Source organism: Rhizobium sp. P32RR-XVIII (genome assembly GCF_012641395.1).
Lineage (GTDB): Bacteria > Pseudomonadota > Alphaproteobacteria > Rhizobiales > Rhizobiaceae > Rhizobium.
Genome location: NZ_JABAIH010000006.1, coordinates 226,059 through 248,213, shown reverse-complemented (window position 1 = coordinate 248,213; position 22,155 = coordinate 226,059). Strand labels below are relative to the sequence as shown.

General features: G+C 60.7%; 26 protein-coding genes. 15 read left to right on the top strand and 11 right to left on the bottom strand.

Features of this window, described 5'->3' with window-relative positions; genetic code table 11:
* Positions 1–18 precede the first annotated feature (18 nt).
* From HGP14_RS19455 to HGP14_RS19440, 4 genes are read right to left on the bottom strand one after another with little or no spacing between them, the layout of a single operon-like run.
* Positions 19–522 carry a chemotaxis protein CheW gene (locus HGP14_RS19455; protein ID WP_168831523.1) on the bottom strand — a complete coding sequence of 168 codons (504 nt, stop codon included), beginning with the start codon at positions 520–522 and terminating at the stop codon, positions 19–21.
* A complete protein-coding gene (locus HGP14_RS19450; RefSeq protein WP_168831522.1) occupies positions 519–2,573 on the bottom strand; it encodes a chemotaxis protein CheA in 2,055 nt (684 codons plus the stop codon). Before HGP14_RS19450 ends, HGP14_RS19455 begins: the two co-directional genes overlap by 4 nt.
* The gene (locus tag HGP14_RS19445; protein WP_168831521.1) at positions 2,570–2,938 is read right to left on the bottom strand and encodes a response regulator; all 369 of its coding nucleotides are present in this window, start codon (positions 2,936–2,938) and stop codon (positions 2,570–2,572) included. Before HGP14_RS19445 ends, HGP14_RS19450 begins: the two co-directional genes overlap by 4 nt.
* The gene (locus tag HGP14_RS19440; protein WP_168831520.1) at positions 2,935–3,264 is read right to left on the bottom strand and encodes an STAS domain-containing protein; all 330 of its coding nucleotides are present in this window, start codon (positions 3,262–3,264) and stop codon (positions 2,935–2,937) included. Before HGP14_RS19440 ends, HGP14_RS19445 begins: the two co-directional genes overlap by 4 nt.
* 343 nt (positions 3,265–3,607) lie before the next feature.
* Here HGP14_RS19440 and HGP14_RS19435 point away from each other — a divergent pair, with 343 nt between their 5' ends.
* Complete coding sequence (locus HGP14_RS19435) at positions 3,608–5,356, top strand: chemotaxis protein (protein WP_168831519.1); 1,749 nt, start codon at positions 3,608–3,610, stop codon at positions 5,354–5,356.
* Positions 5,357–5,359: 3 nt separating this feature from the next.
* Here HGP14_RS19435 and HGP14_RS19430 read toward each other — a convergent pair whose 3' ends face one another.
* Together HGP14_RS19430 and HGP14_RS19425 are read right to left on the bottom strand one after the other, a co-directional pair.
* Positions 5,360–6,439 carry a tetratricopeptide repeat protein gene (locus HGP14_RS19430; protein ID WP_168831518.1) on the bottom strand — a complete coding sequence of 360 codons (1,080 nt, stop codon included), beginning with the start codon at positions 6,437–6,439 and terminating at the stop codon, positions 5,360–5,362.
* 9 nt (positions 6,440–6,448) lie between these two features.
* Positions 6,449–7,102, bottom strand: coding sequence for a thiamine phosphate synthase (locus tag HGP14_RS19425; protein WP_168831517.1), 654 nt, complete (start codon positions 7,100–7,102; stop codon positions 6,449–6,451).
* Positions 7,103–7,209: 107 nt separating this feature from the next.
* On the opposite strand from HGP14_RS19425, the gene HGP14_RS19420 reads away from it, so the two are divergent.
* On the top strand, positions 7,210–7,974 hold the full coding sequence (locus HGP14_RS19420) for a sulfite exporter TauE/SafE family protein (RefSeq protein ID WP_168831644.1): 765 nt from the start codon (positions 7,210–7,212) through the stop codon (positions 7,972–7,974).
* Between the two features lie 67 nt (positions 7,975–8,041).
* Positions 8,042–8,302: a helix-turn-helix transcriptional regulator gene (locus HGP14_RS19415; protein ID WP_168831516.1), complete on the top strand. Its 261-nt coding sequence runs from the start codon at positions 8,042–8,044 to the stop codon at positions 8,300–8,302.
* Between the two features lie 173 nt (positions 8,303–8,475).
* On the opposite strand, the gene HGP14_RS19410 is transcribed toward HGP14_RS19415, so the two are convergent.
* The gene (locus HGP14_RS19410) at positions 8,476–8,649 is read right to left on the bottom strand and encodes a YdcH family protein (RefSeq protein WP_168831515.1); all 174 of its coding nucleotides are present in this window, start codon (positions 8,647–8,649) and stop codon (positions 8,476–8,478) included.
* 228 nt (positions 8,650–8,877) lie between these two features.
* Between HGP14_RS19410 and HGP14_RS19405 the strand changes: the two genes are divergently transcribed.
* From HGP14_RS19405 to ggt, 7 genes are all read left to right on the top strand, one after another.
* Complete coding sequence (locus HGP14_RS19405; protein ID WP_168831514.1) at positions 8,878–9,081, top strand: YdcH family protein; 204 nt, start codon at positions 8,878–8,880, stop codon at positions 9,079–9,081.
* A gap of 19 nt (positions 9,082–9,100) precedes the next feature.
* Entirely contained in the window at positions 9,101–9,595 is a 495-nt protein-coding gene (gene purE / locus HGP14_RS19400; protein WP_168831643.1) for a 5-(carboxyamino)imidazole ribonucleotide mutase, read from the top strand.
* Positions 9,592–10,656, top strand: coding sequence for a 5-(carboxyamino)imidazole ribonucleotide synthase (locus HGP14_RS19395; RefSeq protein ID WP_168831513.1), 1,065 nt, complete (start codon positions 9,592–9,594; stop codon positions 10,654–10,656). The genes purE and HGP14_RS19395 overlap by 4 nt, the downstream gene beginning before the upstream one ends.
* Before the next feature lie 154 nt (positions 10,657–10,810).
* The gene (ykgO, locus tag HGP14_RS19390) at positions 10,811–10,936 is read left to right on the top strand and encodes a type B 50S ribosomal protein L36 (protein ID WP_003582204.1); all 126 of its coding nucleotides are present in this window, start codon (positions 10,811–10,813) and stop codon (positions 10,934–10,936) included.
* Positions 10,937–11,045: 109 nt separating this feature from the next.
* Positions 11,046–11,660 (top strand): hypothetical protein, encoded by a 615-nt coding sequence (locus tag HGP14_RS19385; protein WP_168831512.1) that lies wholly within the window; start codon positions 11,046–11,048, stop codon positions 11,658–11,660.
* Between the two features lie 64 nt (positions 11,661–11,724).
* Positions 11,725–12,735, top strand: coding sequence for an alpha/beta fold hydrolase (locus HGP14_RS19380; RefSeq protein WP_168831511.1), 1,011 nt, complete (start codon positions 11,725–11,727; stop codon positions 12,733–12,735).
* 66 nt (positions 12,736–12,801) lie between these two features.
* Entirely contained in the window at positions 12,802–14,547 is a 1,746-nt protein-coding gene (gene ggt, locus HGP14_RS19375; protein ID WP_168831510.1) for a gamma-glutamyltransferase, read from the top strand.
* A gap of 11 nt (positions 14,548–14,558) precedes the next feature.
* On the opposite strand, the gene HGP14_RS19370 is transcribed toward ggt, so the two are convergent.
* Positions 14,559–15,266: a hypothetical protein gene (locus HGP14_RS19370; RefSeq protein ID WP_168831509.1), complete on the bottom strand. Its 708-nt coding sequence runs from the start codon at positions 15,264–15,266 to the stop codon at positions 14,559–14,561.
* 157 nt (positions 15,267–15,423) lie between these two features.
* On the opposite strand from HGP14_RS19370, the gene HGP14_RS19365 reads away from it, so the two are divergent.
* Together HGP14_RS19365 and HGP14_RS19360 are read left to right on the top strand one after the other, a co-directional pair.
* Entirely contained in the window at positions 15,424–16,488 is a 1,065-nt protein-coding gene (locus HGP14_RS19365; protein WP_168831508.1) for a helix-turn-helix domain-containing protein, read from the top strand.
* A 70-nt stretch (positions 16,489–16,558) separates the two neighbouring features.
* On the top strand, positions 16,559–17,533 hold the full coding sequence (locus HGP14_RS19360; protein WP_168831507.1) for a threonine/serine dehydratase: 975 nt from the start codon (positions 16,559–16,561) through the stop codon (positions 17,531–17,533).
* A gap of 9 nt (positions 17,534–17,542) precedes the next feature.
* Here the strand turns inward: HGP14_RS19360 and HGP14_RS19355 are convergent, their stop codons facing one another.
* Positions 17,543–18,460, bottom strand: coding sequence for a LysR substrate-binding domain-containing protein (locus HGP14_RS19355; protein ID WP_168831642.1), 918 nt, complete (start codon positions 18,458–18,460; stop codon positions 17,543–17,545).
* Positions 18,461–18,568: 108 nt separating this feature from the next.
* Here HGP14_RS19355 and HGP14_RS19350 point away from each other — a divergent pair, with 108 nt between their 5' ends.
* Both HGP14_RS19350 and HGP14_RS19345 read left to right on the top strand, forming a co-directional pair.
* Positions 18,569–18,997, top strand: coding sequence for a tautomerase family protein (locus HGP14_RS19350; protein WP_168831506.1), 429 nt, complete (start codon positions 18,569–18,571; stop codon positions 18,995–18,997).
* Positions 18,994–19,545, top strand: coding sequence for a DUF4865 family protein (locus HGP14_RS19345; RefSeq protein ID WP_168831505.1), 552 nt, complete (start codon positions 18,994–18,996; stop codon positions 19,543–19,545). Before HGP14_RS19350 ends, HGP14_RS19345 begins: the two co-directional genes overlap by 4 nt.
* A gap of 54 nt (positions 19,546–19,599) precedes the next feature.
* On the opposite strand, the gene HGP14_RS19340 is transcribed toward HGP14_RS19345, so the two are convergent.
* Positions 19,600–20,397, bottom strand: coding sequence for an SDR family NAD(P)-dependent oxidoreductase (locus HGP14_RS19340; protein ID WP_168831504.1), 798 nt, complete (start codon positions 20,395–20,397; stop codon positions 19,600–19,602).
* Positions 20,398–20,517: 120 nt separating this feature from the next.
* Between HGP14_RS19340 and HGP14_RS19335 the strand changes: the two genes are divergently transcribed.
* The gene (locus tag HGP14_RS19335) at positions 20,518–21,462 is read left to right on the top strand and encodes a GlxA family transcriptional regulator (protein WP_168831503.1); all 945 of its coding nucleotides are present in this window, start codon (positions 20,518–20,520) and stop codon (positions 21,460–21,462) included.
* Between the two features lie 46 nt (positions 21,463–21,508).
* Here HGP14_RS19335 and HGP14_RS19330 read toward each other — a convergent pair whose 3' ends face one another.
* Complete coding sequence (locus HGP14_RS19330; protein WP_168831502.1) at positions 21,509–22,144, bottom strand: LysE family translocator; 636 nt, start codon at positions 22,142–22,144, stop codon at positions 21,509–21,511.
* Positions 22,145–22,155: the final 11 nt, after the last annotated feature.

The window sequence follows — 22,155 nt, the reverse complement described above, 5'->3', positions numbered from 1 at the left end:
CTCTTTGCCTGTCCGGGATTAGTTTCCCGCGCCGGCGGCTTCGTGCTTCGAAGAGAAAATCGCCTGAAGATTGGGGAGGATGATGAATTCGCCGCCCCGCTTGACCAGGCAATTGATGTAGTCTGCGCGCCAGCGCATGCCGACGCTTGGCGGCGCTTCGCTTGCCGACTTTGCAAGCGTGGTGACTTCATTCACCTTGTCGGTCCTGAGACCGACAAGTGTCTGCTCTCCCTGCAGGTCGATCTGGATGACGATGATGCGGCTATCGATCGTCGCCTCGGTTGCCTCCATGCCGAAGGCGAGGCGAAGATCGGCAAGCGGAATGACCTTGCCGCGGAAGTTGATGACACTTGCGACGAATGGCTGCGCACCGGGCACCGCGGTTTCCGGAAGCAGATCCAGGATTTCCTGAACGATGACGGCTTCGAGCGCGAAAGTCTCGCCGTTCATGTCGAAGGTCAGAACTTCGACTTCGTCGGCATAGTTCCAGTGATGGCTGATCTTCTCTGCTGCTGCGCTCATCCTGCTACCCGCAATTGCGCCTCCTGTTGTTGACCGGCGGCCACGAGATGTCCGACGTCGAGAATGAGGGCGACGCTGCCGTCGCCGAGAATGGTGGCGCCGGAGAAGGTCGCCACGTCGTGATGCAGCTTCGACATCGACTTGATGACCGTCTGGTGATCGCCGATGATCTGGTCGACGACCAGGCCGACGCGTTCCGTGCCTGTCGAGATGACGACGACCTTCTGGTGCACGTCCGGTTTGGTGCCGGTGCGGAAGAGATCGCGCAGGCGAAGGAACGGCACGAGGCTGTCGCGCAGCGAGATGAAGCTGCGGCCGCGCGAGCGCAGATCCTCCTCGAGCGACAGTTCGAGGCATTCCTCGACCGCCGAGAGCGGGATCACATAGCGGCCCGAACCGACGCGAACGAGCAGACCATCGATGATGGCGAGCGTCAGCGGAATGCGGAGCGACACTTCGGAGCCCTCGCCGGGAACGCTGACAATATCGATCGTGCCGCGAAGCGCCTCGACGGTCTTCTTGACGACATCCATGCCGACGCCACGGCCGGAGAGATTGGTGATCGTCGCCGCCGTCGAGAAGCCCGGAGCGAAGATGAGCTGCAGCAGTTCGGAATCCGAAAGCTGCTGCCCGGGAGCGATGAGACCAGACGATTCCGCCTTGGCACGCACCCGGTCGCGGTTGATGCCGCGGCCGTCGTCCTTGATGGAGATGATAACCTCGCCGCCTGACTGGCGGGCCGAGAGCGTCACGGTGCCCGCCTCTGGTTTACCGGCAGCGAGGCGGTCGGCAGGCGTTTCCAGACCATGGTCGATCGAGTTGCGGACGAGATGGACCAGAGGATCGGCCAGCCGCTCGATGACGGTCTTGTCGACTTCGGTGCTTTCTCCTTCCGTCACCAGCTCGATGACCTTGCCGGTTTCGCGGGCGAGATCGTGAACGAGGCGGCGGAAGCGCGAGAAGAGAGTTGCGACCGGAACCATGCGCAGCACCATCATCGTGTCACGCAATTCGCCGGAAAGGCGCTCGATCTCTTCGGAAACGGAGCGAAGGGCTATGTCGGCGCTGGAGCTTGCGAGCTGGCTGAGGCGCGACTGGGCAATGACAAGCTCGCCGACGCGGTCCATGAGTTCGTCCAGCCGCTCGGCCGGAACGCGGACGTTCTCCTGCGCCTTGGCCTGGCGGCCATCCGCCAGAGCAGCCGCCTCCCGCTTCGCAGGCACGGCCTCGACCGGTTTGAAGGGGGGCACAGCCGCGGGCGGCGGGACCGGTTCGGCGGCGGCAACTACCGTGGCGGCAGGCGTCTCGACTTCGGACACGACCTCGGCAGGCGCAGCGACATCCACGACGTCGAGCTCCATGTCGTCCATGACGAAAATGAAAACATCGTCGATTGCCGAGCGATCGTGCTCGGTGCTCAGCATGACTTCCCACGAGATGTAGAGCTCAGTCGGAGAAAGCTCGGACAGCGGAGGGATCCCCGCCGTATTGGCGCGCACCGTGCATTCGCCGAAATCACGCAGTTCGTCCAGCAGGCCGAGCGGATTGGTGCCATTGGCCATAGCATTCGACGGAAGGCTGAAGCGGATGCGCCAGTTGTTCTTCTTCTTTGCTGCGGGCGGTACGGCTTTGGCAGCCGCCGGCTCGGGCGCGACTACGGTCGCCTTTGCGCCCGCGTGACTGCCGACCGCCGCCTGCAACTGCGCAAGGAGCTTCTGTCCGGTATCGCCGTGATCGGCATCCGGCTGGTCCACCAGCGCACGCATATGGTCCTGCGCGGCGAGGACGGCGGCGACCAGTTCGGCCGTTGCTGGCACCTCGCCCTTGCGGACGCGGTCGAACGCAGTTTCGCAATGGTGGGTAAAAGCGGCAAGCGCCTCGAAACCGAACATCGCGCCGGAGCCCTTGAGCGTATGAAGCCCGCGGAAGACGGCATCGACAAGATTCTTGTCGTCAAGCTGATGAGTGAGATCAAGAAGGCCTGCCTCGATTGCTTCGAGGCATTCGGCCGCTTCCATGCGGAAGACTGCAACCGGATCGAGCGCGCTCATCTTCCTAAAACCTTCTTGACGATCTTCACGAGGTTGTCGGGATCAAAGGGCTTCGTCAGCCAACCGGTGGCGCCAGCTGCTTTCGCGCGCGCTTTCAGATCGGCATCGGACTCGGTGGTGAGGAAGATGATCGGAACACCGGTATGCGCCGGAAGCTTGCGCAGTTCCTCAATCATCGTCAGGCCGTCCATGATCGGCATGTTGAGATCGGTCACGATGAGGTCGAATTGACCGCCTTTTGCCGCTGCAAGCCCTTCAGCGCCGTTGACCGCTTCCGTTACGGTGTAGCCGGCATTGGTGAGAGTGACCTTGGTCGTCAGGCGGATGCTGGCGGAATCGTCGACTGTCAGAATGTTGGCGATCATGCTGTAACCTCTTTATGCAACCAGAACTTTGCGTCTTCGCGATCGAATGCTTCGATGAGACCGGCGCGCTCGAGAACCTTCAGGACCGAGCCCGCAGCCGGAGCTGCCAGCGAAACTTTCTTGTTTTGTGCTTTGGCTTCACGGCGAGCGGATTCGACGAGCTGGACGAAGCTCAAATCCGCATCGAGCCCTTCCTCGACCTTAATGACGATGGAGCTATTGTTACTTAACGCAGCAACAATACTTGCGTTTATTTCTGCTATATTTCTTATATTTAATGTATTTGATACAGAAATATATTTATGAAATTCTTCTTGCGGCTCCAATTAAGCCTCCTGATCGGGAGAAATACTTTACGACCCTATAAGGACTCTCACGACAGGCTTAACCGCGGGTAAACAGGGGTTGTATGAAAGCGCAATTCAGGCGAGTCCCGACTCCCTGAATTTTCATCGGGGATAAGTTATAATGAGACTCGTTCAGCTTTGACGAAACTGAGCGTTTTCAATCCATTAGTTGGCCGCCACGAAGTTCGCCTGACAAGAACGTTTGTTTTCTTAACCTCCCGTTAATCACAACGTCCGCGAGTCCTGCGTGTTTACCGGTCGTTTCCATCCTGCCCGTAGAAATAGAACAGAACTTGCCTCTATTCTAAGTAAAGGGACAGACGTGACACACGCGAGGGGGACGGCACGGGCGGCGCTATTGACTTCGGCTTCGAGCGTTGGAGAGACGCTCGAGACCGCCCGCAGTCAGGTCGAGGAACGGTTCCTGGAAGGCGGCACCGTGCTGCTTTCCGTGATGGATGTCTTGAACCGTCTGCTGAATTCGCTCGACGCGATTACGAAGTCGCTCGACAGCAATGAGTCGAGTGATGCAGGCGCCGACCTGAACGCGACGGTCTCCAATCTCACCGCCCTGCCGGCGGCAGAAGACGCCCGCCAGCAAGCGCTCGCTTCGCTTGCTGAAACGGGCACCGGCCTGCGTAAACACGTAGCCGATATGCAGGAGACGATGCGCTATCTGCGCACCTTCGCCGTCACTGTGAAGATCACCGGCGCCGGTCTTGCCGAATTCGACGGCTTCGCACAGGAAATCCTCGAGCGCATCTACTCCGGAACCGACGAAGTCAATCGTTTCGCGGCCCACCTGGACATCCTCGAAAAGGAGGTGAAAACAGCGCTTGCATTTGGTGCCGCCGTCTCCAAGGGGTATGCCGAGACGGTGCCAGCCGTCGCCAAGGCGCTGCATGACGATGCGCAGAGGATCGCGGCACATCGCCAGAATCTCGGCATGATAGCCCGCGACGTTGGGGCTATCGCGCGCGGCGTGCAGAGCAAGGTCGCTTCGACGCTTTCCGCACTGCAGATCGGCGATATCACCCGGCAGCGCATCGAGCATGTGCAGAGCACATTCACTCTTCTCGAAGAGTTCCTCGAAATCGGCGAGGGCAAGGCACTCAATCCGGATCAGCGTAAGCGGCTCGAAAACGTCATCAGCCATTTGACGGCGGCCCAGATGGACGACATGTGCCGGGACTTCCATCGGGAATCCGGCAGCGTCATCAAGACGATTGCGAGCTTCGGCCACGATACGCAGGAGATTCTGAAGCTCCGCGATCAGATGAGCGGGCAGAGCGGCGATGCCGGCGGCAACGTCATGCGGGCGCTGGAATCGAGCGTTTCGGCCGCACATGAAATCGTCATGCAGGTCGATACCGCAAGCCGCCAGGCAGATCAGGTCAGCCATTCGACACTTGGAACGGCTGCGAAGCTGCTCGAAGCAATCGGCAATATCCGCGCGGTCAAGACCGATATCAACTACATGGCGCTGAACACGAACTTGCGCTGCAGCCGCCTCGGTGAGGCAGGCAAATCAATCAACGTCGTCACCGCCGAGCTGCGCATCTTTGCCGGCAAGCTCGACGACTCGGCGGACGCGATCGTCAACGGCCTGCCGGCGCTTGAAGCGGCTGCCGGCAAGATCGCGCCAGCCTCAGACGCAAGCTCGGGTGGCCTTGGCGAAAGCCTCACGTCCGCCGTCGGCACCATTCGGTCCGCCGCCAATCTCATGGAAGAGGAACTGAAGGTCCTCGCCGAACATGGCCGCGAAGTGGCAAACAAGATCAACCTCATGATCGGCAAACTCGATTTCCAGCACGATCTCGGTGAGGTGCTGGCCCGTTGCGCAAGTGTGCTTGAGGAGACGGCTGGTGCGGAGATAGCAGATATTTCCGACCTCGCGGAGCTCGTTGAACCCCTCGATCGCAAGATCTTCAAGCTCTACACGATGGTTCAGGAACGCAACGTTCACCGTGGCATCATTCCGGCAACGGAAGAGGCGGCACCGACTGCCGCCGCGCCTGAAACCGCCAAGCCAGCGGATGATGAGGATCTCTTCGCCGATGCGCTGTTCTAAAAACTAAGGCAAGCGCCGGAACTTATTCGCCCGGTCGATCGCCTGCTTTTGCTGGGTGTCCTCGATGCCAAGGAAGAAGTCCTCGAGCTCGGAATCGGGCAGCCCGGCCCGGCGGGACAGCACATACCATTTCGCCGCCTCGACGGGGTCCGGCGCTGTGCCGAGCGCATTGATGTAGAGATGCGCGAGCTTGTTCTGCGCCGCGACGTTGCCGCGATTGGCGGCGAGCTTCAGCCACAGGAATCCGTTCACGAAGTCGCGCGGGCCATTCGCGCCGTTTACGAGCCAGATGCCGAGATCGAGCTGGGCCGTATCAAAACCGGCCCGCGCCGCACGGGCCAGCCATTCGCGCGCCAGCTTCTTTTTGTCTGGCGGCAGATCGGGGAGCGCGGAGTAGATCTGCGCCACGGCATACTGGGCATCGGCTATGCCCTGCTCCGCGGATTTCTCGTAATAGGGAAGCGCGAGTTTAAGTCCGTCCGGTCCCGGATGGTCGACCGTCAAGAGTTGGCCCCAGTTGAATTGCGCCGAAGCATTGCCGCTGTCGGCCGCGCGGCGCATGTAGTCATCGGCCTTGGTTTTGTCGCGTGGCACGAGTTCGCCTGCCATCAGGATCAGCGAGTATTTGAACATCGCCGCCGCATCCCCGCCTTCGGCCGCCTTGCCGTACCAGAACGCCGCGCTCTTAAGATCGCGGCGCACGCCAAGCCCGTTAAACTGCAGTTCGGCAATCAGCGTCTGCGCTGCCGGATCGCCAAGCTGCGCACGAGGCAGGGCCAATTGCATTGCCGTCAGATAATAACCCCGCTGATAGGCACCATAAGCCGCGTCGACCGGGCCCTTGTATTGCTTTTCAGGCGGCAGGTCGGGAAGCTTTGCGCCCATGCGGTCCAACACGCCGAGGCCACTCGACGGCTGCGTTCCTTCGGGAGGTCGGTTCGTCTTCAGCGGTTCGGCTTCCGAACCGACGGGACGTGTCACGATGTTGTCGACCGTCTGCGCCCGCGCGCCATGCGGCAAAGCAACCGCCATTACGGCAGCGGACAGGAAGAAGCGGCGCAAGCGGACGGTGACGTTCGGCATGGCCGCGTATCAATCCTCAAACCGTGGCGCTTTTTCGTCAAGAAGCGCATTGACCTGGGCGACGATGGACGGAGCCTGCCCCGGCTCTGCGAACACCGCCATGCGCAGCGCTACGAACTCCGCACCCGACTCGGCGACAACAAGTGCCGAGTCCGGATCAGTGCCGCCCATGACGATGCACGGAATTTCGATCATCGAGGCCCACCATTCGCCGAGCGCCACATTCTTCGGATGGGCTTCCGGTTTGATGTCGCCGTCGAGTTTGCCGAAGAAGATATAGTCCGGCCGTTCCTCGCCGATCTCCAAAGCTGTGTGGCGGGCGGTCGCATTGCCGCCACCGACGATCAGCTTGCCGCCGGATTTCTCGATCGCCTCGGCAATTTCGGCGGCTGAACCCGTCAGATGCAAGCCATCGGCTTTCGAGCGACCAACGACACGGCTGTCGCCGGCAATCAAGGCAGCCGCGCCGGCATTTTGGATGACGGGTACCAGTTTTTCGGCGTGCTTTTGAAACGTACCGGCATCAAGCCCGTATTGCGGCACGATTACCGAGGCAACATCGCCGCCCTTCAGGGCATCAGCGAGGATCTTTGCCTGCTCGTCGGCATCCGCGATGTCCGGAACGATCAAGACAAGGCGGCAGCGGTTTTCCGGTTCGGTCATGAACTCTTTCCGTTCTCAGCAGATTTCGCCCGCAGGCGCCAAATCCACACTCGTTTTGTGTGAGTAATTCCGTTAGACGGGACTGGCAAGGGGAGGACTTGAAAAGCATGCTGCCGGAGCTGTCATTCTTTTATGCCGCGATACCTGCTGTGCTGCTTGTTGGCCTCGCCAAGGGCGGAATGGGTGATGCGCTGGCACTGATCGGCGTTCCCATCCTGGCGCTGGTCGTCGCTCCTGTGGAAGCAGCCGCGATCCTGCTGCCCATCCTGGTCGCCATGGACATGATCTCACTCGTTATCTGGCGCAAGCACGGCGACTGGACGACGATGAAGATCATGCTGCCAGGCGCCCTCTTCGGCATCGCGCTTGGCTGGGCGACGTCCGCCCTGGTGCCCGGCAATGTGCTGCGCGTGGTCATCGGCACAGTCACCGTGCTCTTCTGCGCCCGCTACTTCTGGAACAACTTTGGTCCCGGGGCAGGAAAGATCATCCCGCCGCACGGTCAGCGGCCTTTGCTTGCAAGCTTTTGGGGTACCCTTTCCGGCTATGGCAGTTTCGTCGCCCATGCAGGCGGTGCTCCATTTCAAATCTATGCTTTGCCCCTGAAACTGCCACCACGCGAATTTACCGGTACCAGCGTTCGCTTCTTCGCTATCTTGAATGCCGTAAAGCTCGTACCCTATTTTGCGCTGGGCCAGCTCGATACCGAAAACCTCCTGACGTCGGCGATCCTGCTGCCTTTCGCTCCGCTGGCCACCATGGCAGGCGCATGGTGCGTGCGCCGCATGAAGCCGACGATCTTCTACCCATTCATGTATGGCATGGCGTTCATCGCCGCACTTCTGATCATCTGGGAAGGCTTGGCTCTCTAGGCCGTCCGGATCGTTGCAGCGCACAATTTTCTTGCCGGAAAGGCGGCTTTGACGTAGCTTTTCGCCCATGTCGAACGCCGATCCTTTCGCCGCGATATCAGACCCGAACCGGCGGTTCCTGCTGGAGCAGCTCAGGCGTGCGCCGAGAACGGTTAATGAACTCGCCGAAAGCCTTCCGATCAGCAGGCCGGCAGTATCTCAGCACTTGAAGGCTCTTCTCGACAGCAATCTCGTGTCGGTGACCTCCGAAGGCACAAGAAGAATTTACGCGGTCAACAACCGCGGCTTCGACAAGCTGAATCTGTGGCTTGATCAATTTTGGGCGTAGAGTCTTTCGAGGCTCCAGCGACGATCTCCCAATGAAAATGCGCCAGCCCAACGCCGCACTGGATGGACTGACGCATTGTTTGTGGAAGAACCGCCGGTTCTTGCTAAACTTATCGAGGGGTTGGTTTTATCCGTTTTGACAGTGCAAGATGATCGACCGGCGAACTGCACTACTTAATGAACGGAAGATTTCAGACGTTGGATTTCGTCCTTGATGCGCAATTTTCTGCGCTTGCATTCCGCAATTTCCGCATCTTGTCTGGAGGGTGATGCCATTAGCGAATGTAACTCTTCCTCCAGAGCTACATGCTTTTTCTGGAGTGATTCAAGATGAGCTTCAACAGTCATTTGACCCTTCCTTCCTCTCGCCTTCCCCAGCCATCCATCGCTGGAGCTCAAGGCCTCAACGGCCGGACTGTGACATATTTTTGAATTATTGTCGAAGGCGAAAACATGGTCAGTCGGCGGCAAATTCATGATCAACACTAACTAGCCGTTATCGCTATTTGGTGATAGGAGCTTGCGGAAATTATCGGCGAGCCGGACAACGGCCGAAGACGGGATTGGGGAATGCAAATGGCCGATCAGGAACAGGCGGAAATCAGGCTCATGGCAGCGCGCCTGCGTCAGGAGCACGAGGATTACGACACCGCGATCAATGCCATGATTGCCACAGGGTGCGACGCGCTGCGCATCCAGCGTATGAAAAAGAAAAAACTGGTCATTAAAGACAAGTTGACCAAGCTCGAAGACCAGATCATTCCGGATATCATCGCCTGAGGGGATAAGGCCGTTGACGCTGACAGACAGACCGCCCGTCGCCATCATCATGGGCAGCCAGTCCGACTGGGAGACCATGAAGAACGCCGCCGATACGCTGGAGGCGCTGGAAATCCCGTACGAAGCGCGCATTATTTCGGCGCATCGAACGCCGGATCGGATGGTGGACTTCGCCAAGAACGCGCGCGACGAGGGCTTCAAGGTTATCATTGCCGGCGCAGGCGGTGCCGCCCATCTTCCGGGCATGACCGCCGCATTGACGCCGCTTCCGGTCTTCGGCGTTCCCGTGCAATCGAAAACGATGTCCGGCCAGGACAGTCTTCTTTCCATCGTCCAGATGCCGGGCGGCATTCCGGTTGGCACGCTCGCAATCGGCAAGGCCGGCGCCATCAACGCCGCGCTGCTTGCTGCGGCCGTGCTGGCACTCTCGGATGAGGATATTGCCGAGCGGCTCGATGATTACCGCGAGCGGCAGAGCGCCTCGATCGCCGAATATCCGATGGACAACCTATGACGGCAAGAACGATCGGGATTATCGGTGGCGGCCAGCTTGGCCGCATGCTTGCGATGGCCGCTGCGCGGTTAAACTTCCGCACGATCATTCTCGAACCGCAGACCGATTGCCCGGCCGCCCACGTCGCCAATCACCAGATCGTCGCAGCCTATGACGATCCCGCCGCATTGGCCGAGCTGGCGAAGGCCTGCGACGTCATCACCTACGAGTTCGAGAATGTGCCGGTCTCGGCAGTCGAGGCTCTGGCAAAGGACATCCCGGTTTATCCGCCACCGAAAGCGCTCGAGGCAGCGCAGGACCGGCTCGTCGAAAAACGCTTCATCAACGACTGCGGCATTCCGACCGCGCGTTTCCACGCCGTCGATAGTCAAAGCGAGCTTGAAGCGGCCCTTGAGGATTTCGGCGGCCAGGGCGTGCTCAAGACGCGCCGCCTCGGCTATGACGGCAAGGGCCAGAAGGTATTCCGCTCCGCTGCCGACAGCGCGGACGGCGCCTATGCCGCCCTCGGCAGCGTGCCACTCATTCTGGAAAGCTTTATCCCCTTCGAGCGCGAGATTTCGATTATCGCCGCCCGCGCCACGGACGGCACCGCCGTCGCCTTCGATCCGGCGGAAAACGTGCATCGCAACGGCATTTTGCACACATCGACCGTTCCCGCCTCGATCGCAGATGCAACAGCCGAAGCGGCTCGCAAGGCAGCGGAAGCGATTCTCTCGTCGCTCGGCTATGTCGGCGTCATCGGCATCGAATTCTTCGTTCTTTCGGACGGCAACCTGATCGCCAACGAGATGGCGCCGCGCGTCCACAACTCGGGCCACTGGACCGAGGCCGCCTGCGTCATCTCGCAGTTCGAGCAGCACATCCGCGCCATCGGCGGCCTGCCGCTCGGCAACGCGGACCGCCATTCCGATTGCGTGATGCAGAACCTGATCGGCGACGATATTCTCAGCGTTCCGGATTGGCTGAAACGCCGCGACGCATTCGTGCATCTCTACGGCAAGACCGAATCCCGCCCGGGCCGGAAGATGGGCCACGTGACTGTGCTAACGGCGAAAGCCTAGGTTTTGCCCGAGAAAACGCCTTCATGTAGTTGACACAGGCATGAGGCCGGGTTATCTGCACGACCAACCTAAAGAGCGCGCTCCGAGCGCGCTTTTTGATTGTCTAAAGTACGGGCGAATGTGAAATTCCCCCCAGAGATCGCGGATCAGAAAAATGAAGATCAAGAATTCGCTCAAGTCGCTCAAGGCTCGCCATCGTGACAACCGTCTGGTTCGCCGCAAGGGCCGCATCTACATCATCAACAAGCTGAACCCGCGCTACAAGGCTCGTCAGGGCTGATTTAGCACGAGCCGGATTGGGCCTGCTCATTTGTGGTGCGCGCTTTCCGGTAAGGTCGCTTCGGTGATCACATCAAATTTTCTTTGATCTTCGGCGCTGGCGGGCTACATTGTCCGCCATGCGCTTTTTTGCTTTGACCTGTGCGGTCCTGCCGCTTGCTCTCGCCTTCGTTGCACCTTCCTTTCCCGCTTTCGCAGCAGAGAAGGAAGTCATTGCCGAACAGCCGGATGCCAGCGCCTCCCCCAAACAACGCCTGGACAACCTCTTCGCGCAGCTGAAGCGTGAGCGTGACCCGGACAAGGCAAGCAGTATCGCGGAAGAAATCCGCCTGGAATGGAACGATTCCGGCAGCGCCACGGTGAACCTGCTGATGCAGTGGGCCGACAAGGCGATCGAGGATAAGCGCAATGCCGCCGCTTTCGATTTCCTCGATCAGGCAATTGCGCTGAAGCCGACCTATGCCGAGAGTTGGAACCGCCGCGCAACGCTGAATTTCGCCATGGGCCATTACCGCAAGTCGATGTCCGACATCGAGCATGTGCTCGAGCTTGAGCCGCGCCACTTTGGCGCACTCTCCGGAATGGCCGCGATTCTCAGCAATTCGGAGAACGATCAGCTCACGCTAAAAGCCTGGGAGCGCTTCCTCGAGATCTATCCGGCAAATCGCGCAGCGCAGCAGCAGGCAAATACGCTTGCCGAAAAACTCGCCGGAAGCCCGACCTGATCTTGACGCTCGACCGGCCTGCACAATCTTACCCATGCTAGTGCAATTTTTGCCGGCTGACGCGATGCTTGCCGAAATTTCAACCCTCCTGGCTCCTGTCGCCGCCGCCATCGGCTACACAACTTACAAAGCTCGAAAGTTCGAACAGACCTTTCCGAATATTGGCGAGCTCACCGATATCGGCGGCTACAAGATGAATGCCGTCCATATTCCGCGCCCCGGCACCGCCGATCTACCGCCGCTGGTCTTTATCCATGGTGCCTGCGGAAATCTGCTCGACCAGATCGGCGCCTTCCTGGTTCCGCTTGAAGGCCGCGCCGAAATGCTTTTCGTTGATCGTCCCGGGCATGGCTATTCGGAACGCGGTGGACAGGAAAACGCCTTTCCCTCAGGGCAGGCTGATGCGATCGCAAAGCTCATGGAAAGACGTGGGATCGAAAAGGCGATCATTGTCGGCCACTCCTTCGGCGGCGCAATCGCCGCAGCCTTCGGCGTCCGTCATCCGGAAAGGTCTGCCGGTCTCCTCTTCCTTGCTCCAGCCACGCATCCATGGCCCGGGGGCATCGATTGGTATTACCACGTCGCAACCTTGCCGGCGATCGGCTGGCTCTTCAATCACGCCATCGTCGTGCCGCTTGGGTTGTGGCGGCTGGAGCAGGCGACACTGAACGTCTTTCGGCCAAACCTGCGCCCTGCTGATTACATCGCGAAGACCGGCCCCTCTCTGGCGCTGCGTCCCAGAACCTTCCATGCCAACGCCGCCGATTTCACCAAACTGCTCCAGTATCTGAAAGCACAATCGCCCCACTATCGCCGCATCACCGCACCGACGGTCATCATCACCGGCGACCGCGATGGCATTGTCTGGGAGCATCTGCACTCTCAGGGGCTCGCCCGCGACATTGCCGGCTCCGAACTGGTGAAGATCAGGGGCGTCGGCCACAAGCCGGACTATCTCGCAACCGATGTCGCCATCGCCGCGCTCGAAAAGATTGCAGGCAAGCCACGCGACCTGCAGGCCGCTGCACGCATTGCCGAGCAACGGCTATCGGCGGGCGCGGCAATTGCCGCCTGAGCGGCCTTGCGGACAGCGAAAACAGGACCATATCCCTCTCACAGTTTATCTATTGGAGGGGACATCATGGATTACCTGCGCGTCAGGACGATTTCGCTTTTCACTGCTTTTACCTTTACCGTCTTGCCGCTCGCACCTGCATACGCGGCCTCGCCGGCACCCGTCGAAGCCGAGCACGGCATGGTCGTCACAGCGCAACATCTTGCGACTGATGTCGGCGTCGAAGTCTTGAAGGCTGGCGGCAATGCGGTGGATGCAGCTGTCGCAGTCGGTTACGCGCTGGCTGTCGTCTATCCCACAGCGGGTAATATCGGCGGTGGTGGCTTCATGACGATCCGCCTGAAGGACGGCAAGACAACCTTCCTCGATTTCCGCGAACGCGCGCCGCTTGGCGCCACCAAAACCATGTATCTGGATGCCAAGGGCGACGTCGTTCCCCGTGCCAGCCTGGACGGCTACCTTGCCGTCGGCGTACCCGGTTCCGTCATGGGCTTTGAAACCGCCCTCGAAAGATACGGGACGAAACCCCGCGCCGATTTGATGGCGCCGGCGATCCGCTTCGCCAGGGAGGGCTTTACACTGGAACAGGGCGACGCTGACACTTTCGCCTCAAGCGCCAAGCGGCTCGCGAAAGATGAAGCCACCGCAAAGATCTTCCTGAAGCCGGACGGCAAACCTTATTCCGCAGGTGAAAAACTCGTGCAGCCGGAGCTTGCCGCCGTGCTTGCCAACATTTCCGAAAAGGGCGCGGACGCCTTCTACAAGGCGGCCCCTGCCGAGGCGATCGTCAAGGCAAGCCAGGCGAAAGGCGGCATTCTCGCGAAAGAAGATTTCGACCATTATAGCGTGCGTGAACTGAAGCCGATCGAGTGCAACTACCGCGGATACGACATCGTTTCGTCGCCGCCGCCTTCCTCCGGCGGCGTCATCATCTGCGAGATCCTGAACGTGCTCGAAGGCTATCCACTCTCCTATCTGGGATACGGTTCGGCCGAGACGGTCCATGCCATGGTCGAGGCCATGCGCTATGCCTATGTCGACCGCAACGCAGCGCTCGGCGACCCGGATTTCGTCGACAATCCGGTTTCGAAGCTTCTGGACAAAGCCTATGCCAAGGAAATCCGCGAGAAGATCGATCGCTACGAGGCGGGCAAATCTGCGGATCTCAAGCCGCTGGGTGCCAAGGAAAGCGTCGAGACGACGCATTATTCCATCATCGACAACGACGGCAATGCGGTCGCCGTCACCTATACGCTGAACGGCTCCTTCGGCGCCGGTGTTGTCGCGCCGGGTACCGGCATCCTGCTGAACAACGAGATGGACGACTTCACCTCCAAGCCGGGCGTGCCGAACCTCTACGGCCTCGTTCAGGGCGAGGCCAACGCCATCGTGCCGAAGAAAACGCCGCTCTCCTCCATGAGCCCGACGATCATCTCCAAGGACGGCAAACCGTTCATGGTAATCGGCAGTCCCGGCGGCTCGCGCATCATCACCATCACGCTGGAAGCGATCCTGAACGTCATCGATTTCGGCATGGACATCAGCCAGGCTGTCAATGCGCCGCGCATCCACCATCAATGGCAGCCAGACAAGATCTATCTCGAACCCTATACCCTGTCCCCGGATACGATAAAGACGCTTGCCGCCATGGGCTACAGCTTCGACGATGGCAGCGGCCCGCCGCAATGGGGCCAGGCAGCCGGCATCCTTGTCGGCGGCAAGAGTCTTGCCGATATCGAGAAGGGCGGCGGCGCCCGCTACTACGGTGCGATGGACAGCCGCGCGACCGAGGGTTCGGCAAGCGGCTATTGAGCCGTCCGCCATCAGCGGATGCGGGCGCGTACATAGTCACCCCTGATGTTCACCAGGGGACGCGCGCCCGGGACGCTAGGGACGAGGCTGTCGATGTAGGATGCCTTGGCTGTCACGGTATAATCGACCGGCACGTCCTTGCCGAAGCCGAGATAGGCATCGAGCGACTGAGCGGCGATCTCGATCGTCTCGTTGCGTCTGACGGCATTGTAAGTCAGGTTCACCCGCACCGCCGCGCCGGAGATATCGACTCTGGAAGCATGGCCGTCGAGGGTGATGTCTGCGGCCTTTCCTGATGTACCAAGGCTTGCAAAATCGCCGCTCAGCTTTGCCGTGAAGGCATGCTGCTCGATACGCACGGCGCTGCCGGGCGGTATATTCGCAGAGAGTTCCGGCGCGCAATCGGCAATGTCGCTCCAAGCCGACATCGCCATATCGATCGTCAGCGTCGCTCCATCGATCCGCGCTTGGCTCTCGTCCTTGCAGGCGTTGAAGAACCAGCTCGAATACCAGGATGAGAACCAGCCGCGGCGGCGGCCGCTGGTTGTTGCACGATAGGGCTGGTCCGACCTTGTGGTGGTCTTGATTGAGCTTGCATCGCCCCTGATGACGATCGTACGGATGCTGGAAATATCGAACGCCTCGCCGATCGGCTTGACGTCGGCGAAACTGGATATCAACGTCATGAAAAACAGAGGAATGGACAGGAATATTGGCATCGGCTTTCTCCTTGATGGCGCCGTCGAAGCGACCGGCCTGACCAAGGTGATGTCCCGCCTTCCTTATTGAGACCTCAATCGTGATCCGGGTCGCCCGCAATTGCGATCGAGGCCATTCTCTTGCTGATATCGAACCGTCGCATCCGGATGCCGCCTCATGATCTTCGTCCCGCTTCCTTTCGTGGTCGCCATACTGCTCCTCATCATGCTGATCCGCATGCTGCGGCGGGAGGGCTGGAGCGAACCGGAGAAGCGCCCCTTCCTGCTTCTCATCGGCATCTATGCGCTGCAATCCGTGCTGATCGGAGTTCGCTGGGGCTACGACGTTCCCGCGATCATGCCGGCGCAAGCCATTCTGGCGGCGATAATCGCAGCGCTTGCCTGGGTTAGCTTCCGGAGTTTGACTCTGGAAGGACCGCCGTCATTCGCGCGGATGTGGCCGCATGCCCTTCCGGCGATGCTGGTCGCCAGCCTGCTGGTGTTCTGGCGTGAGCCGATGGGATTTGTTCTGATCCTCATCTTTCTTGGTTATGGAGCGGCGCTGCTCTGGCTCGCGCGCCATGGCCCTGATGAACTGATCGCCTCGCGGCTGGATGGCGCGCTGCTTTCCTACCGTTCGCTTCTCATCACTGCCGCAGCGCTGATTGCGTCTGGGTTCAGCGACATTGTGATCAGCCTGGATTTCGACCGCACCGGCGGCACTCATGCCGGCGCCGTCGTCGCGCTCGGCAATGTCATCGCGCTTCTCATTCTTGGAGGCGCTGCGTCCATTGCCAGCGGCGGCCAGCCGGCTGGCGAGCAGAGCCTTGAGACGCCCGCCGTTCCGCTGATGCCGACGGAAGAAGATGGCGCGGTCGCAGCCTCCCTCGATGCGCTGATGCAATCCCGCGAGATCTATCGCGATCCCGAACTCAATCTCAGCCGCATCGCGCGAAAGATGAGCCTGCCCGCCCGTCGCGTTTCTATCGCCGTCAACCGCATCCATGGCATGAGCGTGTCGCAATATGTCAACGAGTTCCGCATCCGCTCGGCATGCGATCTACTTATCAAGACGGATGAACCGGTCACGCGTGTGATGTTCGATTCCGGCTTCATCAGCAAGTCGAACTTCAATCGCGAGTTCCTGCGCGTGACTGCCACAAGCCCGACCGAGTTCCGGCGGCGTGGCCGCGGTTCGGAAGCCCCTGCTCCCGCAGAGGCGCCGGCATTTGTGTCACCGTGACAAAATCTGCGTTCACAAGTTGTCGCAGGCATCCTATGCATGTGCGAAGCATCAGCCGAAAGAGCTCATTATGGCCAGCATTGAAATGATCGTCGCCGCTCGCGCCCGTCTCCGGGGTCACGCACGGCGCACCCCGCTTCTCTCCTCTCCATTCCTTGACGAGATTGCCGGACGGCGTGTCTTCGTGAAGGCGGAATGTCTGCAGCATACAGGGTCGTTCAAGTTCCGCGGCGGCTGGTCAGCCGTCTCCGGTCTTGATCCTGCGGTTCGCGAGAAAGGCGTCATTGCCTTTTCATCCGGCAACCACGCACAGGGCGTCGCACTTGCCGCGAAGCTGCATGGCGTGCCCTCGGTCATCATCATGCCATCCGATGCGCCGGTTCTTAAGATCGACAACACCCGTGCACTGGGTGCCGAGGTGGTGCTCTACGACCGTGCAAAAGAGGATCGCGATGCGATCGGCGCCAGGCTTTCGGCCGAGCGCGGACTGACCCTGATCAGGCCTTTCGACGAACCGCTGGTAATCGCCGGTCAGGGCACGACCGGGCTTGAGATTGCCGAACAGGCGGAGGAGGAAGGCGTGAAGTCGGCCGAGGTCCTCGTTCCCTGCGGCGGCGGCGGGCTGAGTTCCGGCATCGCGCTGGCGCTCGAAGCAAGTGCGCCAGGCTTCACCGTGCGGCCCTGCGAACCGAAGGACTTCGACGATACCACGCGTTCGCTGGCCGTGGGCAGGATCGTGCGCAACGCGGCAATGACAGGTTCGATCTGCGATGCGATCGTAACGCCGGAACCCGGCAAGATCACGTTCCCGATCCTGCAGCGGCTTGCAGGCGCCGGCATCGTCGTCACCGACGAGGAGGCGCTGAGAGCCATGGCGCTCGCATTCAAGCGGCTGAAGATCGTCGTCGAACCCGGCGGCGCGGTCGCTCTCGCTGCCGCCCTCTTCCATGGCGACGCGCTCGAAAGCGACAGCGTCATCGCCGTGACATCCGGCGGCAACGTCGACTCGGACATCTTTACCGGTGCTCTCGAGAAATACGGCTGAGGACGCGGCCTAGGCATTTTCCGGTATCTGCCGCGGCATCAGATCGGAGATCGCCTCGCGCACTGCCTGCAGCATGATGGAGGCAAGCCGCGACGTCGCCGGGCCGGGCTCCGCTTCGGCGCGATGAAGCACGAGGCCGAGCATCGGCAGTTCCGGCAGACCCGCCATCGACGGCATCAACGGACGGACCTTCGAGGGCAGACCGATCGGCGTGCGGATTGTCACGCCGAGCCCCGCCGCCGTCGCAGCCCACAACCCGCCAAGACTGGGACTGACAAAGGCAAGCCGCCAGGGAATATGGGCCTTGTCCAATGCGTTCGTGGCAGCGGTTCGCAGGAGGCAAGGTGCCTCGAGTGCGGCAAGTGGCAGGGGTTCTTCGCTTGCGGCATGCCAGTCCAGCTTCCCTGAAGCAGACCCGATCCAGCGCAGGGGAAGATCGCCAATGCGCTCGCAATGCGCCGTCACAGTCCCATCACTCCAGGCCAGCGCCAGGTCGAGCTTCCCGCTCGTCACCCGCTCGAGCAGCTCCGTGTTGCGAGCAACGCGTGCCTCGATCCGCACCTTCGGATGTGCGCGAGCGAATCGGCCGAGAACATCCGGAAGCAGGTTTTCACCAAAATCCTCCTGCAGACCAAGCCGTACCCAGCCTTCCAGCTCGACGCCGTGGACCGCCGCGGCCGCTTCGTCATTGAGTTCGAGCAGCCTCCGTGCATAGGCGAGCATCGTCTCGCCGGCTTCCGTCAGCGCCAGGCCGCGACCAGCCTTGCGGAAAATCGGCGTGCCCGCCTGTTCTTCCAGCTTCTTGAGCTGCGCGCTGACTGCCGATGTAGAGCGCCCAAGCCGATCGGCCGCCTTGGCGAAATTGCCAAGTTCCATTCCGGTCGAGAAGGTTCGCAGCACGTCGAGATCGAAGATCGTTTTAGGCACCGCCATAATCCCGTTTTTCTGGATGGTTAGTTCATAAAATTCTGATTTTATGCACAATCGTGTCGTGCGATGCTCCTCCTGTCAAGAACTTGCGACTAGGAGGCAGCCATGCCCTTCGTTCGAATCTCACTCCTGAAAGGCAAATCGCCGGATTATCTCCGTGCGCTTTCCGACAGCATCCATCGCGCCATGGTCGAAACGTTCAATGTTCCGCCCAATGACCGTTTTCAGATCATTCATCAGCATGAGCCGGGTGAGTTGATCTTCGACCGACATTATCTCACCGGCCCTCGCTCGGATGATTTTACGCTCATCGCCATCACTGCGGGAAAGCCGCGTTCGACGGAAACCCGGCAGGCCTTCTTCAAACGCGCGGTGGATCTGCTTGAACAGTCGCCGGGACTCAGGCCCGAAGACGTCATGATCGTCGTGACGACCACGTCACCGGACGAATGGTCGTTCGGCGACGGCGAGGCGCAGATGACCGTACCGGGCTGGGAACGTCGCGCCTTCCAGTCTTTGGAGACGTCCCGATGATCGCGATGCAATACAGTTTCACGCTGCCCTTAGACTACGACATGGCGATCATCGATCGCCGGATTCGTGACAAGGGGCCAATGCTCGACGGCTTCCCGAACTTGCGGTTCAAGGCTTATCTCAGCGCCCGCAAGGGCGAGTTCGGCAGCCGGGAAAACCTCTATGCACCATTCTATGTTTGGGAGCAGCCGGACGGTGCCAGCGATTTCCTGACTGGCCCCGGCTTCGAGGCTCTGGCGCAGACGTTCGGCTGGCCCCAGGTAAGACACTGGATCGTGTGGAGTGCCGCAGTGACGGACATAAAGGCCGCGAGGTTTGCGAGCCGTAACGTCCTACCGATCCCGCCCTATGCACCGCTTGCCGAGATCCGCAAGGACGAAGTCGCGCGATCAAATGCAGAAGCAGCAGCCCGAGGCGGCGCGCTGGCGTCGATATCCGCCTTCGAGCCGTTCGGCTGGAGCCTTGTACGCTTCGCGCTCTATCGCGACATGCCGCTGATCGCCAACGACGATCAGATCTATCGCGTCGGCCACGTGTCCCTGCCATAGATCGGGAAGAGGCGCGCTTTCGCACACCTCGCCTTTCTAAGCTCGGGTCAGGACCTACGCAGCCTTGTAACGTGCCGCAGGTGCGGACCGTGACAGGTTCGGCATCAGCGCCTGGCGCGTATCCTCGTGGGCCTTCAGCAGCCCGGCGTCTTCGAGTGCCGGGATCGTTGCAAACTCGCCCTGGTCGAAACCGGCAAGAGCCGCGTCCACCATGTCTTCCGCCGGCATGACGATTTCGTTCGGCAGATGCTCGACCGGCGTGCCGGCAATACCCCAGAATTCGGTCGCGGTCGCTCCCGGCAGCACCGCCTGGACACGGATGTTCTTGTCCGCCAGTTCGTGCTTCAGCGATTGGCTGAAGGCGAAAACGAAGGCCTTGCTGGCTCCATAGACACCGTTCAGGACCTCCGGCGCGATCGCGACGATCGAAGCGATGTTGATGATCGCGCCGCCACCGCGCGCCACAAACCCGGGCACAGCGGCATAGGTCAGCCGCATCAGCGCCGTGACATTGAGATCGACCATCGCCTGCATCTTGTCGACATCGGAGGCAAGCAGCGGCGCGGTGCCACCGAAGCCTGCATTGTTGACGAGCATTGTAATGCTCTGGTCCGACTTCAGCACTTGCTCGACGCGTGCAAGATCGGCCTTGCTGCCGAGATCGGCGGGGAGCGTTTCGACCGTCCTGCCCGTTTCCCTGGTCAGTTTCGTCGCGAGTTCCGAAAGCCGTTCAGCGTTGCGGGCAACAAGAATGAGGTCGTAGCCACGCTTTGCGAGCCGATGGGCATAGATCGCGCCGATACCCGACGATGCGCCTGTAACGAGGGCCGTGCCCTTGTGCTGATCGGTCATTGTCTTTCTCCATGTTGAGCAACAGCACCCGCTGTTCGCTTGAAAGGAGTCATACGCTCGATTGCCAATGTCTTGAATGTCATATAAACCACCTTTTAGGACAAACGGAGTTTCGAAGCCATGCAGCGTATTGCCGCCCTGCTCTTCCCCGGCTTCCAGATGATGAGCCTGGCCGCGATCTCGGCCTTCGAGTTCACCAACCTTGAACTCGACGAACAGGTTTACGACATCGCCTACCTCTCGGAGACCGGAGGACCGGTGCAGGGCTCCTTTGGCGTCACGATCGAGACCAGCCGCTTCGGCGACCCGGCCTTCGATACGCTGCTGGTGTCCGGAGCCGTCGGCATCCAACTGCCGAGCCCAAAGGAAAGTGACTTCATCCGCAACGCCCTTGCCGCCTCCCGGCGCGTCGCCTCGATCTGCACCGGCGCGTTCCTGCTTGCCGAGGCAGGCGTTCTGGATGGTCGCCGCGCGACGACGCATTGGCTTCTCGCCCGCGAGCTGCAATCGCGCTACCCGAAGATCAAAATCGAAGAAGACCGCATCTTCATCATCGACGGTTCCGTGTGGAGTTCCGCAGGCATGACGGCCGGCGTCGATCTGGCGCTTGCCATGGTCGAGAAGGATCACGGCGCAGATGTCGCCCGCGCCGTTGCCCGCAAACTCGTCGTTTATCATCGCCGCGCCGGCGGCCAATCGCAGTTCTCAGCGCTGTTGGAGCTGGAGCCGAAATCGGACCGCATCCAGAAGGCGCTCGCCCATGCGCGCAGCAACCTGAAGAACACGCTTTCCGTCGAGGAGCTGGCCGAAGCGGCACATCTGAGCCCGCGCCAGTTCAGCCGGACGTTTCGGGCCGAGACGGGACAGTCGCCGGCAAAGGCGGTGGAGAACCTGCGCCTTGAGGCTGCGCGGCTGATGATGGAACAGGGGCGGCATCCGATCGATGTCGTCGCCGCCGAAACGGGCTTCGCCGACCGCGAGCGCATGCGCCGCGCCTTCCTGCGCGCCTTCGGCCAGCCACCGCAGGCAATCCGCCGCAATGCGCTACGGGAGCTCACCGCCTAACGCACACACTATTACCCCCGTTGCGGCATAAAATCCGCACCCTGGGTCAGGTGGCCGCGCGCCGATAGAGCGCCAGCGATCCGGCAAGGGCGAGCATCGCACCGCCGCTTATCCGGTCGAGCCACAGGGCGCCGGAACTCTTGAGCAGGCGGACGGCCTGAGACCCGAAAACCGCATATCCGAACATGATCACGAAATCGAGCGAGGCGAAGACGGCTGCGAGTACTGCATATTGCGTCGGCTGCGGCAGCGTTGGATCGATGAACTGCGGCAGGAAAGCCGAGAAGAAGAGATAACCCTTGGGGTTCGTCACCGCGACCATGAAACTTCTCGTCGCAATCGCGAGGGCAGAGGCAGTGCCGACGGCGCTCTCCGCTTGTTCCACCGTATCTACGCTTCCCTTCGAGCGCAGCATCATGATGCCCAGAAAGGCAAGATAGGCCGCACCCGCATATTTCAGCACGGAAAACCAGAATTCGGAGGCTGCGAGCAACGCGCCAAGACCGATCGCTACAGCGCCGATCAGCACGAAATCCGAAAGCACGGCGCCCGCCATGCCGGCGGTAGCCCGGCGCGTACCATAGCGGGAGCCATTGGTCAGCGCGAGAAGCACGGTCGGGCCCGGCGTCGCGATACCGACGAAGGAAACGGCAGCGAAAGCCAGAAGAGTAATGATATCCATGAGTGCATCCC